The organism is Pseudoalteromonas sp. J2K-J599 (assembly GCF_059295115.2).
In genome coordinates this window covers 949,666-966,871 of record NZ_CM200271.1, presented here as the reverse complement: position 1 = coordinate 966,871, position 17,206 = coordinate 949,666, and the positions used below count along the sequence as shown (strand labels likewise).

The window sequence follows — 17,206 nt, the reverse complement described above, 5'->3', positions numbered from 1 at the left end:
AGTTAGAGCATACAAGTTAATCGGAGATGAAAATGAGCGATTGTGGGTGTGAAGTTGAGCTAAAAGATAACCAGCAAAAAACGGTGCTTTATTGGCTTCTGGCTATCAATGCCTCGATGTTTGTTTTTGAAATTGGCTTTGGTTGGTTATCAGAATCAACGGCTTTAATTGCAGATTCGTTAGACATGCTAGCGGATGCAATCGTCTATGCAATTGCACTATACGCGGTGGGAAAGTCAATCCAACATAAGGCTAATGCTGCTTTAGTGAGTGGCTATTTCCAACTGGGGTTAGGCGTGCTAATTCTAATGGATATTGCTAGAAGGCTGTATGGTGAAAGTGAGCCTCACTCTTGGTTTATGATTGGCGTAGGCATGGTTGCTTTAGTTGCAAATGTGATTTGTCTCATCCTTATTCGAAAGCACAACAACGATGAAGTACATATGAGAGCTAGCTGGATATTTTCAGCGAATGATGTAATTGCAAATCTTGGTGTCGTTATCGCAGGCATACTCGTTATGGTGCTGAAACAGCGTTGGCCTGATATCGTCATTGGTAGCATCATTTCAATGTTAATTCTTCGAGGCGCTTACCGAATACTAAGCGATGCTAAACAAGAATTAGCTGTTGCTGAGAAAACACGTTAAACACCAAATGAAGATAAACAATCAACCTTTGGTTGTTCAAAGTAAGGAAACATCAATGAATAGCAAATATCTAGAAAAAACCAAGATAGTAAATTTTGAACACTCTACAATTCAATCATTAATTTCTGAGCGTAATTGGCAAGAACTCGATGACTTCAACAAAATTGGTGCAGCCTACCAATTTGTTAAAGATGAAATATTATTTGGTTACAATGAGAGTGATGATATTTCAGCAAGCAGTGTTTTAGCCGATGGTTACGGACAATGCAATACCAAGGGTAACTTGCTGATGGCTTTGTTACGAGGATTAGGTATTCAATGTCGTTTTCACGGCTTTACTATTGAGCAGCGATTACAAAAAGGAGCTATTCCAACTTATGTATTTTGGTTAGCACCTAAATATATCATTCATAGTTGGATTGAAGTTTATTTCAAGGATCGTTGGATAAACTTAGAAGGCTTTATATTAGATGAACAATATTTAAGTTCACTACAGCACAAATTTAGTCAAATAAAAAACGAATTTTGTGGTTATGGTGTTGCAACAAAGTGTTTCTCTTCGCCAGATACAGATTGGCGTGGTCAAGATACCTATATACAAAAAGAAGGTATTCATGATGATTTTGGTGTTTATAATTCCCCTGATGAGTTTTATCTCGAAAAAGGAACTAACTTATCAGGAATCAAACGTTGGATGTATCAACGAGTGATCCGTCACTTTATCAATTTTAACGTAGTCAATGTAAGAAATTTAAAAGTTCTTGAGGTGGAAAATGCACAATCATAGCCATAGCCATTCGCATGGAAAAGACGACCGTATAGGTTGGACATTTTTCCTTAATGTTTCATTTACTATTATCGAATTTATTGGTGGTTGGCTAACCAACAGTACCGCTATTATGGCTGATGCTGTACATGACCTGGGTGACAGTTTATCTATAGGATTCGCTTGGATACTGAGTCGTTTCTCGGATAAAGAAGCATCCGATAGATTTAGCTATGGCTATCGTCGTCTTACCCTGTTTGGCGCATTAATTAACAGTATTGTATTAGTTATTGGTTCTGTCTGGGTGCTATTTGAAGCAATACCAAGATTATCTAATCCTGAAATGCCAATGGCTGAAGGAATGTTGGGTCTTGCATTACTTGGGGTTGCTGTTAATGGGTATGCAGTATTTAAACTAAAAGCGGGTAAAACGCTGAACGAAAAAGTACTTACGTGGCATTTGCTTGAAGACGTACTTGGCTGGGTTGCAGTCCTAATTGTTTCTATCGTGCTGCTTTTTGTAGATCTACCAATATTAGATCCTTTGCTTTCTATAGGCTTTACACTGTTTATATTGTTTAACGTTTTGAAAAACCTGAAAACAACATTGGCACTATTTCTTCAAGCTACACCTGATGAAGAAGTGCAGAATAATATTGAAAAAGCGATAAAGGCTATACCTGAAATTAATGGGATTCATCATATGCACTTTTGGTCATTAGACGGGGAAAGTCACGTATTAACTGCTCACCTAGAGTTAGCCCATAACTTTGAGGTTGATAAATTAATTAGGCTAAAACAACAAGTGGCTAAGGAACTTTCTTCTTATAATTTATCTCATACAACCATTGAGTTTGAGTTTCCTCAAGAAACTTGCCGTGACGAGCATGAAAAACATGCGCATGGCTAGTTTAGAAAACCTTTTTTTGATATTATAATTTTTCATATTTAAGTAGGTGTTTATTTTGAAATTCAATGTTGCGTTAAAAATACTATTAGTCGTTTCGATTGTTTTGCAATCGTTAACTGCTGTTGTATCCGCAACACCTGAGAATCACCAAATAGATATAGAGCACCTTCAAATTCAACATGATCATGCAGATGATCGAAATGTCTCAAATGATAATGTAGGTGATGAGCAGCATAATGAAAAAGATTGTCATCACTGCGGACATTGCAGTGGCAGCCACTTATCTTGGATTTTAGTCAGTAATTCAAATACCACGGGCAAACTAAACATTATCAATAAAACGCCTTATCAAATTGATCAAACAAGTACCTTTCTTGAAGCGATACTTCGTCCGCCCATTTCTTAATTAGATTAATTTTTAATGACCTATTTATCCTTTAATAATGGATAAAGGTTTCGTGTTTATTAATTTTAAAATTAAGAATTTTTATGTATATATATTTAAAAAATGCAGGTTTAGTCCTGTCTTTATGTATGGCTGTGAGTTTTTCAGTTGCCACTTATGCCAAACAGAAAAGTATTTCATGGCTAGATAGTCAAATAAATAAAGATCCCGAAGTTGTTGCGGCTAAAGAGTTACTTAATGCAAGTAATCATAGAGCCAAGAGCTTAACTAAAGCCGTATATAACCCAGAGCTTGAAGCAAGCTATGAAAAAGAGGGTGATTTTGATAATTATTCTATTGGTATCAGTCAAACGATTGATTTTTGGGATAAGCAATCAGCAAATAAAAGCATTGGTGAAATTGGTGTTTATGCAAACCAGCAACAATTGTTATCTCTACTCGATTCTAAAAAGGCTAACGCTTTAACTGCAATAGTTAATTGGCAAGCAGCAAAAAAGGTGGCTCAGTTACTTTCAGTAAGAGAAAATCAATTACAAACGCTCGTTGGAATTATTGAAGATAAGCGAAAAGCAGGACTTTTAGAGCCACTTGACGCTGAACTGGTTTATTTAAACTTGTCCCAAGTTTTCAGTGAAATATCTGAGTCGCAAATTGCTTTGAAAAATGCAGAGGTAAATGTTCAGGAGTTATTGCCTGATTGGACGCCTAATACTACCAATTTGTTTTCATTTACTTTTGGAGCAACAAACTATTCATTTAACTCTCAGTGGGTTGAGGAACATCCAAAAGTTAAACTCGCTAGAGCGCAATGGAAGATAAAACAATCTAAAGCTCAACTAACCACTATGGAATCTAAAGCCAATCCAACCATTGGAGTTAACGCAGGGAAAAGTGGAGATGAAGACTTGATTGGCGTGACTTTCTCAATGCCTTTAAATATCAGAAATAACTATTCAGATACTGTTAAAGCCGCTTATTCAGAAGCAATTGCAGCAGAGGCTAACTTTCGGTCGGTTTATCGAAAGCAGTCATTTGAAGCAAAAGCTAATTATGAATCGCTTATTGTCAGTAAAAAATATTATGAGCAATGGCAAAAACTGACAAAAGGCAGATTAGATAGCAGCGAAAACTTATTAAATAAGCGCTGGGAAGCTGGTGACATTAATACTTCTGACTACTTACTTGCATTAAATCAACGTGCGGAAGGGCTTCATGCAGGAATACGTTTGGAAAATCAATTCAAGCTTGCAGAAATATCCTTCATTTTAAGTATGGGTCAGTTATCCAAATTTGAGATTTGAGCGCTTTGTTTTTTCAGTAGCGAAAAACGAAATCTTAAATTTATTAAAAATATAGGTTACAAAAATGAATACAGTAATTAGTAAAAAATTTTTAGCCGTAGTAATTAGCTGCCTGTTAGTTGGGTTTACTACAAATCATGATGCTTTTGCACAGTCGTCAGATGGAACTGGTTCTGTCACAAACGTTTCGAAACAAGAAGAAAAAGAACATCAAGATGAGCATGAACACGAAAAGGGACATGAAGAAGATAAAGGTGACCATGACGAGCACGGCCATGAAGGTGGTAATAAAGAGGGAGAAGAAGGACATGAAGAAGGTATCACTATTGATCCAAAGAAGATGTCGCTTGCTAACATTAAAGTGGAAAGTGTTAAGCCTGAATATCAATTTAGCTCCGTATATGCACCTGGCGAAATAAAAGCTAATGGCTATAAAAGTTATGTGGTATCACCACGTACAGAGTCAGTCATTATCAGTCGCCATGCAGCGCTTGGCGAGTATGTAGAAATAGGTCAGAAGTTAGTTACATTATTTAGTGAAGCAATGGCACAAGCACAAGCTGACTATTTAATCGCTTCAACCGAATGGCAACGTGTAAAAAAGCTGGGTAATAAGACGGTGAGTGAAAGTCGATTATTACAAGCTGAAACAACATACAATGCGAGCTATGGCAAGCTCATTGCTTTAGGGTTAACTGAAAAAGCAATAAATGGTATTTCTAACAAAGACATTAAAGCATTTGGACAATATGCATTAACGGCGCACCGTGAAGGTGTCGTGCTTCAAGACGACTTTATCCAAGGGCAACGTGTTGATGCTGGGGATTCAGTCATGTTGTTAGCTGATGAAAAACAACTATGGGTTGAAGCAAAAGTTTCTCCAAATAAAAAGCTAAATTTATCAATTGATTCTCCTGCGGTACTTAAATTAGAAGGCCAGAGTTACAATGCCAAAGTTATCCAAGAAGCCCATACAATTGATCCCGTAACTCGTACAAGAATTATTAGATTGGGGGTACAGAATGCTGATGATAACCTTCATTCAGGTATGTTTGTAAAAGTTTACTTTCAGTTTGCCACAAAGCAGAAAGTGATGGCTGTGCCAGAAGAAGCATTGATCCGCAGCGCAGATGGTGATTGGACCGTATTTGTCGAAGACCACCCTGGAGAATTTAAAGCTGTAGAAGTAGAACTAGGCCGAGCCTTAGGTGATTTTAGGGAAATCATTGGCCTTGATAGTGGGACGCGAATTGTAACCAAAGGCGCATTTTTTGTTGCTTCTGAAATCGCTAAAGGCGGATTTGATCCGCATAACCACTAAGGAGCAAGACTATGTTTAATAAAATAATAGATTGGTCTGTTAATAATAGACTCCTGATTTTGATTGCGCTGTTTGCCACAATTGTCGGCGCAATTATGGTTATACCAAAACTAAATTTAGATGCCTTTCCTGATGTTACTAATGTTCAAGTTGCTGTAAATACTGAAGCGCCAGGACTAGCTGCTGAAGAAGTTGAACAACTCATTACGTACCCCATTGAAGCGGTCATGTATGCCTTACCTGATGTAGAACAAGTGCGCTCAATTTCTAAAACAGGCTTGTCTGGCGTCACGGTTGTTTTCAAAGAAGGCACCGACATTTACTTTGCAAGACAACTTGTATTTGAGCGTCTTCAAGCCGCAAAAGAACTGATACCAGAAGGTGTCGGCACACCCGAAATGGGGCCAAACACCTCAGGGCTAGGCCAAGTATTTCAGTACCTTCTTATTTCAGATAAAGATGCAGGCTATGATGCTATGGCACTCAGGAGTCTCAATGATTGGGTAGTAAAATTACTCGTTATGCCTGTCGATGGTGTTACTGATGTACTCTCCTTTGGAGGTATTGTTAGGCAGTACCAAGTAAATGTAGATCCATCTAAGCTTCTTTCTTATAACCTAACGCAAGAAGACGTTGTTGGTGCCCTAGATAACAACAATGCCAATGTTGGCGGATGGTATATGAACCGTGGGCAAGAGCAGCTTGTTATTAGAGGTGCAGGTTGGTTTGAAAGTGGTGACGCTGGTATTAGTAATATCAAACAAGTTCCCGTCAAAACAGTTGATGGGACAGTTGTGACGGTTTCGGATATTGCTAAAGTTGAAATGGGCAGTGAAATTCGTCAAGGTGCTGTCACAATGACGCGCAAAACCGAAGACGGTAAAGTCGAAAATTTAGGTGAAGTTGTCTCTGGCATTGTCTTAAAACGCATGGGGTCTAATACTAAAGCCACCATTGATGGTATCAATGCAAGAATCCCATTGATTAATCAAGCATTGCCTAAAGGTGTTCGCTTTGAACCATTTTATGATCAGGCTGATTTGATTGAAAAAGCCGTTGATACAGTAGTTGATGCACTATTACTAGCATTTATTTTCATCTGTATTGTATTAGCACTATTTTTAATGAATATACGTGCAACCTTCCTTGTCCTAATATCTATTCCAATTTCAATTGGTATCGCGTTAATGATCATGGCTTGGTGGGGCATTTCTGCAAACCTTATGTCATTGGGTGGCATTGCCGTAGCCATTGGTATGCTAGTTGATGGTTCAGTCGTGATGGTTGAAAACATGTTTAAGCATTTAAATAGACCAGACTCTACCCATTTAAAAACTGTAAAAGAAAGAGTGCCTAGTGCTGATACTGATCCACATGATGTAGAACAAGATGAGCATGGTATTAAGTTACGTCTTCAAAATGCGGGTAAAGAAGTGGCTCGTCCCGTATTTTTTGCAGCTTCTATTATTTTAGTCGTATTTACGCCTTTATTTAGCTTTGAAGGTGTTGAGGCAAAGTTATTTCAACCTATGGCAATAAGCATCATTTTAGCTGTTATATCTGCTATTGTGGTTGCGTTGTTTGTTGTACCCGCTTTAGCTACTTATTTATTTAAGTCAGGTGTAAAAGAGAGGGAAAGCTTTGTTCTTAGGCCATTAGACAAACTCTACAGAAAAGGGCTTACATTCGCACTAAAACGCACCAAATTAGTCATTTCAGCCGCACTTATATTAGTTTTCTCTGCCTTTGCATTAGTTCCATTAATTGGTACTGAATTTGTACCTGAGTTAGAAGAAGGGACGATAAACTTAAGAGCAACGCTTGCACCTTCTTCCAGTTTAGATACCGCGCTCACTGTGGCACCAATTCTAGAAGAAAAACTAATGGCTTTCCCTGAAGTAACCTATGCATTAAGCCGAATTGGTCGAGCAGAAATAGGTGGAGACCCAGAGCCTGTGAATAACATCGAAATTTACATAGGGTTGAAGCCTGTTTCTGAGTGGACCAGTGCATCTAATCGATATGAACTTCAAGGAAAAATGGAGAGATCTTTAGAAGAATTCCCTGGGTTGCTACTCAACTTTTCTCAACCTATTGCGACTCGTGTCGATGAGCTACTATCTGGTGTTAAGGCTCAGTTGGCGATAAAGTTGTTTGGGCCTGAACTTGAGGTACTGGCGGCTAAAGGTCAAGAAATAGAAACAGCAATTAAAAACATTGAAGGTGCAAGGGATGTTGCATTGGAGCAAATTGCTGGTGAAGCGCAATTGGTGATAAGTCCTAACAGGCAAGAACTATCACGCTTTGGATTGTCTGTGAGTGACATAATGGAGGTTGTGCGTGATGGTATTGGTGGTGTTGAAGCCGGACAAATAATCAATGGTAATGAACGTTATGATATTTACGTTCGCATAGAGGAAGAGTACCGAAGTAACAAAGAAGCTATTGCTGATATTCGGCTTCAATCACCTACTGGTGCTTGGGTGCGGCTGGGTGACGTAGCCTCAGTCTCATTTGAGTCAGGCCCACCACAAGTTAGACGCGATGATGTACAACGAAGAGTCGTTATCCAAGCAAATGTACAAAATCGAGATATGGGAAGCGTGGTTGCCGATATCAGAACGGTAATTGCTGAAAAGGTTGACTTACCTTCAGGTTATTCTGTTTCGATTGGCGGCCAGTTCGAAAGTCAAAAACGTGCTCAAAATAGGTTAGCTATAGTTGTACCTTTATCGTTAGCACTAATCGCACTACTACTTTACTTTGCCTTTGGTTCTGTTGGTCAAGCTATGCTGATATTGGTCAACGTGCCGCTTGCTGTAATTGGCGGAGTTTTCTCCTTATATTTATCTGGACAATACTTGTCTGTACCAAGCTCCGTTGGCTTTATTACCTTATTTGGTGTAGCGGTATTGAATGGGGTCGTTATGGTAGAAAGTATCAACCAACGTATTAAAGACGGTCTAGAAGCATCTAAAGCCGTTTTTGAAGGCGCTACTTCAAGATTAAGACCTGTACTTATGACTGCTATAACATCAGCTTTAGGTTTGATACCGATGTTAATGTCTAATGGTGTTGGTGCAGAAATACAGCGCCCATTAGCGAGTGTTATTGTTGGCGGCTTGGTAACTGCAACACTGTTAACATTATTTGTTTTACCTGTTTTATATCGCTGGTTTTCAGAGAAAAAAATAAAAGAGCTATCCAGATAAAATTACTGTGAACTCTAACCCCACGCTAAAGTCACGTTTAGCGTGGGGTTATTGAGTAGATGAACGAAAAGAAAGATTAGATTTAACAATAAACTAATAGTCATGACTGCTTTGTCGGAATATTTGTCGTTAAACAGGCCAAAGCTAACTTCCGCTTTCGTATCTTTGCAGTCTTAATCTCTATGTGTCTCAAGGTCGGATTATGGCACGTGCCAGACTCTAACTTCGAGTCTGGCTTAGGTTCAAATTTAAGCATCGATCTGTTCTGATACTTCTAACGCATCATCAACTTCTATTCCCAAGTACCTGACAGTGCTCTCTAGTTTTCTATGGCCAAGTAGAAGCTGACAGGCTCTTAAATTTTTAGTTTTTTTGTAAATTAGTGATGGTTTGGTACGTCTCATTGAATGAGTGCCATATTGAGTCTTATCTAACCCAATTGAGGTGACCCAAGAGTCAACTATACGTCCATATTGACGGGTTGAAAGGTGTTCAGAGGAATGAATTCGTGACTTAAACAAGTAATCATAAGAATTGAGAGTAAATTGCTCTATGAGCGCCACAATTGATTTCCTTGTATTTCCAGTAATTTCAAATTGAACAGGCATACCAGTCTTTTTTTGAACGACTATTGCCCGTGATTGGATTGCTTTACCATGTGCAATGTCATTAACTTTTAGTGAAACTAAATCACACCCTCTTAGTTTGCTATCTATGGCTAGGTTAAATAGTGCTAGATCTCTTATTTTATGAAAAAGTTCCAGTCGTATTCGGATAGCCCATATTTGCTGTAATTTTAGAGGTAACTTTTGTCCTACAAGCTTATTTTTATTCCAAGGCTCTTTAGGCTGATATATAGTTAACTGGTGCATTAGTTGTACTCCGGTGTTTATGGAGTTTTAAGCTTAGCTCGCTACAAAAGAATTCGGGTATGAGCGAAAACCAGTCATTGTAGTTCGAGCAATTTTACTTCGTATTGATATACTAATGTCATGATTAAAGTTGATTTTATGGTTGGACGATGAAAACAATAGGCAAGTTGGCTAAAGAACTTGATATAGGCGTAGAAACTATACGGTTTTATGAGCGGGAAGGCTTGATAAAACAGCCTCAAAAACCTCAAAATGGTTATCGTGTCTATGACGACTCAATCACCAAACAATTACAATTCATCTGTAAGGCCAAAGCACTTGGCTTTACTCTAAAAGAAGTGGCTTCATTGATGTCAATGGATGGCGATTGTGCCAAAGTAGAATCCCTAGGCTTGCTGAAATTGAACGTAATTCAAAATAAGATAGCTGACCTTCAACGCTTAGAAGTCGTCATAAAAGAAATGACTAATTCATGCCGCAACAATAACGATCAATCCCACTGCCCAATAATCGATTCGCTAAAATAGTATTGACTCCGTACCTACCTACGGAGTTCATACTCAAATCATTCAAATAATGTTAGACGTTAAAAATGATTAATAAGATTTTAGATAAAGTTAGCTCAGGTGGTGTTTGGCTTGCGGCTCTTAGTTGTACGGGGTGCTTCCCCGCACTCGGCTCGTTAGCATCAGCATTAGGATTAGGCTTTCTCTCTCACTTTGAGGGAATTGCTGTAAATACCTTGTTACCTATATTTGCAACTCTGGCATTGTTGGTAAATTTGTATAACTGGTATAAAAACCAAAATCATGCGAGAGGTATTCTTGGGGTTATTGGCCCTATAGCGGTTTTGTTAACCCTCTATCCACTATGGCAATACGAATGGAGCACTTATTTGTTTTATGTAGGTATTTGTTTGATGATTGTAATGTCCGTATTAGACATTGTTAAACCTTTGAAGGAGCAAACATGCAAAGTATAGAGTTAAATTCTACCATTACTTGCCCTGAGTGTGGCTTCAGTAAAACTGAAGAAATGCCAACCAACGCTTGCCAGTGGTATTATGAATGTGAATCTTGCAAAGTTCTCCTAAAGCCTTTGAAAGGCGATTGTTGCGTATATTGCTCTTATGGAACAGTGAAATGCCCGCCAATTCAAGAAGGTCAAAGTTGTTGCGATAGCTAAATGACAGTCTATTAATGGCAATGAGAAGGCATAAAAAGAAATAGTGAAATGTCAGCAATCGTATCATTGCAGCCTTTATCACTAAGTCACTCAAGGGCTGCTTTTGGCACAGAGCCGTCCTTCGGCTCTAACTCATTTATGTCCAAAAACGTGCTTGAGCTACCGCCTGTTTCTCGCACTTTGCCGAAGTTGAGCTCAGTGCCAAGAGCACACGTTCACTAATGTGATACCCAAAGTGAAGAGCAATGGTTTTGACTTAATATATTTACTTGAAGTTTATGTATAAAAAATTATTTTTAATAGTAGGTATTATGTTTAGTACATTAGTCATTTGAGTTGGATTCAATACGGATTCTTCAGTCTATTTTTTTACTTTTGAAGATAATGGGCTTTGCATAACGTCACATATTTAAAAACTTTAAGTAAGCACAGGTAAAAGCTAATAAATGAATGCACTAAAAGCTAATAAATGAATGCACTAAAAGCTAACGTTGATAATATAAATCTATTACAAAATCTTGTGTACTAACTCAGGCTTAGCCTACATTCAAAATATCATTCAAAGCGATACGCTTAACTTTCGTTCCGTCGCTATACCCATTTGCTAATAAGTTATCTAAAACTGCGCCGGTATAAAATGTGTAACCATTTTCCCCATCAATTGGCAGTTCATAGATTGAGCCTGATTTTTGAGGCCAAATCCAGTATTTTCCGCATGGTGATAAATCAGGTAAAGCCTTAGAGCCAGAGCTTACTCTCCAAATATCATTACCCTTCCAAGAGCAAAAAATGGCATACCGCGTTACATCGTCAGCTGATTGATATATTAAAACTACCCAGCCCTCTGGTTTGTGTTTCATAGTTACTATATCTCTTTGTATATTTAAATTAAGTACTTACAGCGTATAAAATTTTTTATATTAGGAACTAAGTAAACCACCTTAGAGTTCTAACCTGGCTCCATTGTGCTTTAACCATTCTTTACACTCTAAATAATCAGGCATAAAGCGCTCTACTTCTCGCCAAAACTTTGGAGAATGGTCATGGTATATTAAATGGCAAAGTTCATGCACCACTACGTAGTCCACAATGCGGTTAGGAGCCATTATTACTTTCCAGTTAAAGGTAATATCACCTTCAGCAGTACAGCTACCCCAGCGGCTTTTATAATTCTTAATACCTACCGAGTTATATTTAACATTCATTATATCGGCGTAACGTTTTACTTTTTCGTTAAACTTACTCTCAGCGTGCTTTTCGTACCAAGCAAGTAATGACTCTTTAATTAACTCTGCGTTATTAGCACCAGCAAATAAGGTCACACTAAAGCGGCCATTAATCAATTTTGCCGGTTTATAATACCCTTGATTTACTTTTAAGCGATAATTGCGGCCAAGATATGAAAAACACTCGCCAGAAACAAACTCTTTATTGCTCTTAGGCTGAGCTTCATAATGAAGGGCTATTTTTTCTTTTATCCACTGCCTTTTATCTTTGAGTAGCTTAATTATTCTTTCATTGTCTAAAGCATGGGGCACCACAACGCATACTTCACCGCTTTCAACAGTTATAGAAGCTGTTTTAGTGCGATTGGTACGTTTTATAAGGGCGGTAAACCCATTACTTTCTAAGTACTCTTGTGTGCTTTCTTCTGCTAAAGACTTAGTCATAAATTAACGCTTATCAAACTTGGTTTTACCAAGTTCCATAAAGCGCTCCTGTACTACTTTAACCAAACTAGGTTCACCGAATGATTGGTCGATAATGGCGCGTTTAATCTCTTTTTTCATTCGTTTTACTTCATCCTGCTTATTGAAAAAATCAACAATTTGAGTCGCTTCATCAAAAGTATTAACCAATGTTTGCGTAGTCGCTTTTACTTCTTCCATTACTGTTTCATCAATAACATAGCCGCCTTTATTTTCAGCTACCTGCGATACTTCAGCGGTTAAAATATTATAAAAGGCGTATTCGGTTTCTGATAAACCAATATCTTGGGCTGCTTTTTTGTGCTCACTCTCAATGTTATCAACCATATCAAGTAGCAGCTCTAACTGGTGTTCCCAGTTGCCTGCATTCTTCACAATAATATCTCTCAGCCTCAAGCTTAGTGATTTATAGTATTCAGGGTCTTCTTCAAGGTTAACGGTAATATGGTGCTTAATGGCACTTTCAACTTCAGAGGCTTTTGATTCGGTTGATTTAACCTCTTTAAGTTTATCTTTAAAGTTGGCTGCTAATAAATCCACAGGAGGGATTTTAGGGTCAACTCCCGTGCTGATAATGTGCTCATCAACTAGTTGTCTCACCTTTTCGCCAACGCCCGATAAATCAAGCCCTTCCTCACGGTAGCGTACTCTTGCTGCATTTAGTACTTTACCTAAAAAGGTTAAATCTTTAATAAAAGGCGACGCTGCCTTATCGGGTAAAATAACGTTCATCTGTTTAGCAAAACGCTTAAACGCCATTTCAAATTGCGATCTTATTGCTTCGTCTTTTAAAACCAGCACATAGTCATCAACGTCAGTGCTAGCCTTGCCATTTACAAGTACACCTTTAAAAAAGCTCATAGCAACAGTATGGGCCGCTTTTAGTTTAGGAATTTCATCTTTTAATGACTGAAAAGTACCGTCTACATCATCGCTGGTAAACATATCCAGCGCATCAGTTAAATGCTGCGAAAGCCCATAGTAGTCAACCACAAAGCCACAGGTTTTACCTTTATATGTTCTGTTAACGCGGGCTATAGCCTGCATTAAAGTATGGTCTTGTAGTTTGCGGTCTATATACATTACTTGTGCTATTGGCGCGTCAAAGCCCGTTAATAGCATGTCTTTAACAATTAAAAATGCAGTCGGGTTTTCACTCAATGGCTTAGGGAAGTTATCAATCGCTTTTTTTTGTTTAACTTTATCGGTGTACTGCGATATGTAAGTTTCATCATTATGATCGCCTGAAATAATCACTTCAGATGGTGGAGCACCTAACTCATCTAACGTTTTTTTATAAAGTGCAGCAGCATGGCGGCTACCGGTTACTATCATGGCTTTAAAACCATCGGGCTGAATGTGCTCGCGGTAATGTTTTAGTAAATCTATACATACCCATCGAATACGTGCAGGGGCTTCACGTACAGCTCGCTCAACACCATATTTCTTCTTAATTTCGCGTTGTTCTTCTTTAGTATAATCACCAAAGTACTCTTCAAAAAGTTTATCGAGAGACTTACCCGACACATCAGTAATTACCTCTCTACCTTCATAAAGTATTCTTACTGTAGCGCCATCTTCAACCGCTTCATTAATTTTGTATTGGTCAATATACCCACCAAACGCTTGCCCCATTTTTTGAGTTTTAAGCAGGGGGGTTCCCGTAAAGCCAATTTTAGGCGCCTTAGGCAAAGCAGCATTAATTACCATTGCTAGCCCACCAAACTGCGTGCGGTGTGCTTCATCGGCAAGTACTATAATTTTTTCGCTGGTGTTTAAATCTGTAAATGTTTTATCGGGGTCGCCGTTAGCAGCTTCTTTTTCAGCTTCCTGAAATTTTTGTACCATTGCAGTTACTAAATCAGATGAATCTTTTTTCAAAAGCTCTCTTAATTTAGCAACAGTCGATGCGTTATAAACCGTTTCACCTTGTGCGTCCCTGAACGTAGATGAAAGCTGCTCGTCTAGTTGAGTACGGTCAGTTACAAATACAAGCTTGTATTGCTGTAGCTCTGCATCTCTTCGCATTTTAACTGCAAGCATAACCATTGTAAGTGACTTACCAGAGCCTTGTGTATGCCAAACAACGCCCGATTTATCTCTACGGGTTTCGCCATTTTTAAGGCGTTCAATTACTTTATTTACGGCTCTGTATTGCTGATAACGTGCTACTTTTTTAATTAAACGGCCGTCAACGGTTTCGTAAATAACAAAGTTTTGTAATAGGTCTAAAAAACCTTCTCGGTTAAACATGCCGGCTAATAAACGCTGTTGTGCAGTAACACCTTCAGTGCCATTTTCTACAATAAGTTCTTTATCTGTAAACGGGTAAGCGTCTTTCCAGTCACCATAGTGCTGAGAGCTTGAGCTAATAGTGCCTACTTTAGCTTGGTCTCTACAGGTAGATACCATAAGTTGGTTATACCAAAATAACTTTTCAGCGCCTTCGTCATCGTTGGGGTGGCGTAAATTAGCATAACGTCTTAACTGGTTAATCCCATCGCTCATAGGGCTTGTTATATAAGGTGATTTACACTCAATAACTGCAAGTGGAATACCATTAACAAAACACACAATATCAGGGATTATATTTTGGTTAACACCTTCAACCTTGAACTGATTAGTACAAATAAACTCGTTGTTATTTATATTGTCAAAATCAATAATTTTAACGGTTTGTCCTTTACGGCCTTTACCTAAATCTTGCTCTACTGATTGGTAGTTAACTAACGTTTTGTAAAAGGCGTGGTTGTATTCCATTAAACCAGCAAAAAGAGGGTGAGTAACTTCACGCGATACTTTTTTTAAGTTCTCATCGCTTATCCAAGGATTAATGCGCTTAATGGCCGCGTTTAGTTGCCCTACAAGCACAACATCACGGTTATAAGGCCTAACCCCCGCTTCTGGAGAAAGGTTTAATCCATTAATATACTTCCAGCCCAGTTGCTGTAACTGCGCTATTGCCGGAAGCTCTACCTTGTTTAATTCATCCTGATTCATACTTTTCCCAGTGCGTTTACTTTTTATAGATACTTATAAAATTCGATATAGCTAATATTCCCTTATATTAAAGATACTTATAAAAATTAATAGTTGTTTTAATAAAAAATGATTTTGGACGGTTTCCCCCCCATCCCAGGGCTTATTCTTCAATGCATAATGCACCTCGTTAACAGAGGCTTCTGTTAATAATCATTAACTATATAAGGAGTGTGCACATGAGCACCAACAAAACCCCAATGACAACTGACGCAGCCCGCAGAATTCAACGCCAAGAAGCAAAAGCGAATGATGGTAAAGTTGAAAAAGGCAGCTTTGCAGCAAAGGCACAAAGAGCGGCAGCAAAAAACAAAAATAACGGAGTAATATAATTATGTCTCAACATGATATTGATAACCGCGCTGACCAACTTAACCCTGAAAACGATGCCTATTGGCAAAGTCGTGGTGAAGACGAACGCCCAGATGACTGGGAAGAACAATTAGATGATGAATAAATTATTTAGTCTTTACTAAGTTAGCCACACCAACAGCTAGTAATTTAATTTTTAAAATTCATTACTGGCTGTTGCATTTCAAGCCCAGCCTTTAAATTAGCTCTGTAATAACTAGGAATATTAGAAAGCACTTTTTTAATTATTATTTCTATCTCTTCTTGAGTGGCGGTTTCATTTTTTGTTTGAGCTAGTTTTTCAGCAATAAGTTTATCAACAGCCATTACTATTTTGCACATATCAAAGGTGAGGTAGCCACTAGATGCATTCGCGTATGTATCTAAATTGTCTAAAAATACGGTTAACTTTTTATCACTCGGTAAATTAATACCTTTTCGCCAATCTTTAAACTGGTTGTATTGCCTGTTCTCTAATGATTCGGCGGATTGATGCGGAGCTGCTTCTTCTATTTCAATAAAGCTTGCAAGCTGTCTATAGCCTGTATCACCCACAAGTTCAGATACAGCCTCCTTAAGCTCCTTTAACATACCTGAAAAACACGTATTAATTGTTTCATCAGTAGCATAAGCGTTTATTGCATTTGTAATCATGCCGAGTTGATTTTCAATTTTCTCTTTACTCGAACCATAAGCAATCCTGCAACCTACCTCATAGTGGGTTATTGCTTCTAAGTAAAAATCAAAAATTAAGTAAAAATAGCCTTCAAAAAAAGTAAGTTTTTGTTTTTCGCTTAAGCTCTTTTTTTGGGAATGTAGCAATGCTAATTTACCCATATCTTCGATGGTGCCTTTAGGTATATATGGATTGTGTTCCCATAAAGGATATTGAGTTTTCCATGCAGCTTCCATATCAAGCGATTTTAATTTACCCGCTTTAACCTCTTTTTTAATATCCAACAAAAAGCTTACTTCGATATTGCAACGGTGCTCTATAAAGTTAAACAATAAATCGAATTCATTTTTATTAATATCGCTATAGTAAAATGAGCTACATTTAAATCCATTCAGCGCAGAATACCACTCTCCAGCATTAGAGCCTGCTCTATCACTACGCCTCGCTTTAACTAATAATCTTCTATTTAATAATTTAGCTAATGGAAAAGGAATTAATTTAATCCAGTGAACTATTTTGCCAATGCTTCTTAAGCCAACGCCTTTATTAAATAAGTCATACCGACTGCTCTGAGATAATTTTAATGGTGTTTTATATGTAGTTTCAAAAAATTCAAACAACTGCTTTTTATTTTTTATAAAGCCAATCAGCGTATAAAACTCACTTAAAGGGGGTAAGTAAAAAGAGGGTGAAACCTGCTCTATAAATTTAACTTTATTATTTTCATCAGCAGTACTTTTCAAATCTTCGTGAAATTGATCCAACGAAGTGCCATTATCTTTTAGTTGCTTGGTATCAGTGGTGTTCATTG

17 protein-coding genes are annotated in these 17,206 nt (G+C 37.9%); 12 read left to right on the top strand and 5 right to left on the bottom strand.

All coding sequences use genetic code 11. The annotated features are described in order from the left end of the window. Window positions 1-32: 32 nt before the first annotated feature. From AC5NT5_RS04355 to AC5NT5_RS04325, 7 genes are all read left to right on the top strand, one after another. On the top strand, window positions 33-647 hold the full coding sequence (locus AC5NT5_RS04355) for a cation efflux transmembrane domain-containing protein (RefSeq protein WP_004588888.1): 615 nt from the start codon (window positions 33-35) through the stop codon (window positions 645-647). A 55-nt stretch (window positions 648-702) separates the two neighbouring features. Beyond that, window positions 703-1,434 carry a transglutaminase-like domain-containing protein gene (locus AC5NT5_RS04350; protein WP_004588887.1) on the top strand — a complete coding sequence of 244 codons (732 nt, stop codon included), beginning with the start codon at window positions 703-705 and terminating at the stop codon, window positions 1,432-1,434. Further along, entirely contained in the window at window positions 1,421-2,323 is a 903-nt protein-coding gene (locus AC5NT5_RS04345) for a cation diffusion facilitator family transporter (protein ID WP_004588886.1), read from the top strand. Before AC5NT5_RS04350 ends, AC5NT5_RS04345 begins: the two co-directional genes overlap by 14 nt. A gap of 55 nt (window positions 2,324-2,378) precedes the next feature. Continuing rightward, complete coding sequence (locus AC5NT5_RS04340; RefSeq protein ID WP_004588885.1) at window positions 2,379-2,729, top strand: hypothetical protein; 351 nt, start codon at window positions 2,379-2,381, stop codon at window positions 2,727-2,729. An 83-nt stretch (window positions 2,730-2,812) separates the two neighbouring features. Beyond that, the gene (locus AC5NT5_RS04335) at window positions 2,813-4,030 is read left to right on the top strand and encodes a TolC family protein (RefSeq protein WP_008468875.1); all 1,218 of its coding nucleotides are present in this window, start codon (window positions 2,813-2,815) and stop codon (window positions 4,028-4,030) included. 64 nt (window positions 4,031-4,094) lie between these two features. Further along, the gene (locus AC5NT5_RS04330; protein ID WP_002962258.1) at window positions 4,095-5,351 is read left to right on the top strand and encodes an efflux RND transporter periplasmic adaptor subunit; all 1,257 of its coding nucleotides are present in this window, start codon (window positions 4,095-4,097) and stop codon (window positions 5,349-5,351) included. Between the two features lie 11 nt (window positions 5,352-5,362). After that, the gene (locus AC5NT5_RS04325; protein ID WP_004588883.1) at window positions 5,363-8,563 is read left to right on the top strand and encodes an efflux RND transporter permease subunit; all 3,201 of its coding nucleotides are present in this window, start codon (window positions 5,363-5,365) and stop codon (window positions 8,561-8,563) included. Between the two features lie 248 nt (window positions 8,564-8,811). Here AC5NT5_RS04325 and AC5NT5_RS04320 read toward each other — a convergent pair whose 3' ends face one another. After that, on the bottom strand, window positions 8,812-9,435 hold the full coding sequence (locus AC5NT5_RS04320) for a tyrosine-type recombinase/integrase (protein ID WP_004589486.1): 624 nt from the start codon (window positions 9,433-9,435) through the stop codon (window positions 8,812-8,814). A 149-nt stretch (window positions 9,436-9,584) separates the two neighbouring features. Between AC5NT5_RS04320 and AC5NT5_RS04315 the strand changes: the two genes are divergently transcribed. The 3 genes from AC5NT5_RS04315 to AC5NT5_RS04305 all read left to right on the top strand — a co-directional run bounded on the left by AC5NT5_RS04315 (window position 9,585) and on the right by AC5NT5_RS04305 (window position 10,620). After that, a complete protein-coding gene (locus tag AC5NT5_RS04315; RefSeq protein WP_010557530.1) occupies window positions 9,585-9,962 on the top strand; it encodes a MerR family transcriptional regulator in 378 nt (125 codons plus the stop codon). Between the two features lie 65 nt (window positions 9,963-10,027). Continuing rightward, the gene (merC, locus tag AC5NT5_RS04310; RefSeq protein ID WP_024601094.1) at window positions 10,028-10,417 is read left to right on the top strand and encodes an organomercurial transporter MerC; all 390 of its coding nucleotides are present in this window, start codon (window positions 10,028-10,030) and stop codon (window positions 10,415-10,417) included. Next, entirely contained in the window at window positions 10,405-10,620 is a 216-nt protein-coding gene (locus AC5NT5_RS04305) for a GDCCVxC domain-containing (seleno)protein (protein ID WP_076916053.1), read from the top strand. The genes merC and AC5NT5_RS04305 overlap by 13 nt, the downstream gene beginning before the upstream one ends. Before the next feature lie 536 nt (window positions 10,621-11,156). Here AC5NT5_RS04305 and AC5NT5_RS04300 read toward each other — a convergent pair. From AC5NT5_RS04300 to AC5NT5_RS04290, 3 genes are all read right to left on the bottom strand, one after another. After that, a complete protein-coding gene (locus tag AC5NT5_RS04300) occupies window positions 11,157-11,480 on the bottom strand; it encodes a hypothetical protein (RefSeq protein WP_055015339.1) in 324 nt (107 codons plus the stop codon). Window positions 11,481-11,561: 81 nt separating this feature from the next. Further along, complete coding sequence (locus AC5NT5_RS04295) at window positions 11,562-12,290, bottom strand: M48 family metallopeptidase (protein WP_101164279.1); 729 nt, start codon at window positions 12,288-12,290, stop codon at window positions 11,562-11,564. A 3-nt stretch (window positions 12,291-12,293) separates the two neighbouring features. Beyond that, complete coding sequence (locus tag AC5NT5_RS04290) at window positions 12,294-15,329, bottom strand: type I restriction endonuclease subunit R (RefSeq protein WP_101164280.1); 3,036 nt, start codon at window positions 15,327-15,329, stop codon at window positions 12,294-12,296. Window positions 15,330-15,547: 218 nt separating this feature from the next. On the opposite strand from AC5NT5_RS04290, the gene AC5NT5_RS04285 reads away from it, so the two are divergent. Continuing rightward, a complete protein-coding gene (locus AC5NT5_RS04285) occupies window positions 15,548-15,700 on the top strand; it encodes a hypothetical protein (RefSeq protein WP_157823357.1) in 153 nt (50 codons plus the stop codon). A 2-nt stretch (window positions 15,701-15,702) separates the two neighbouring features. Further along, window positions 15,703-15,825: a hypothetical protein gene (locus AC5NT5_RS04280; protein ID WP_269801305.1), complete on the top strand. Its 123-nt coding sequence runs from the start codon at window positions 15,703-15,705 to the stop codon at window positions 15,823-15,825. Between the two features lie 44 nt (window positions 15,826-15,869). On the opposite strand, the gene AC5NT5_RS04275 is transcribed toward AC5NT5_RS04280, so the two are convergent. Further along, window positions 15,870-17,204, bottom strand: a complete 1,335-nt coding sequence (locus AC5NT5_RS04275; protein WP_101164281.1) for a hypothetical protein — start codon at window positions 17,202-17,204, stop codon at window positions 15,870-15,872. Window positions 17,205-17,206 lie beyond the last annotated feature (2 nt).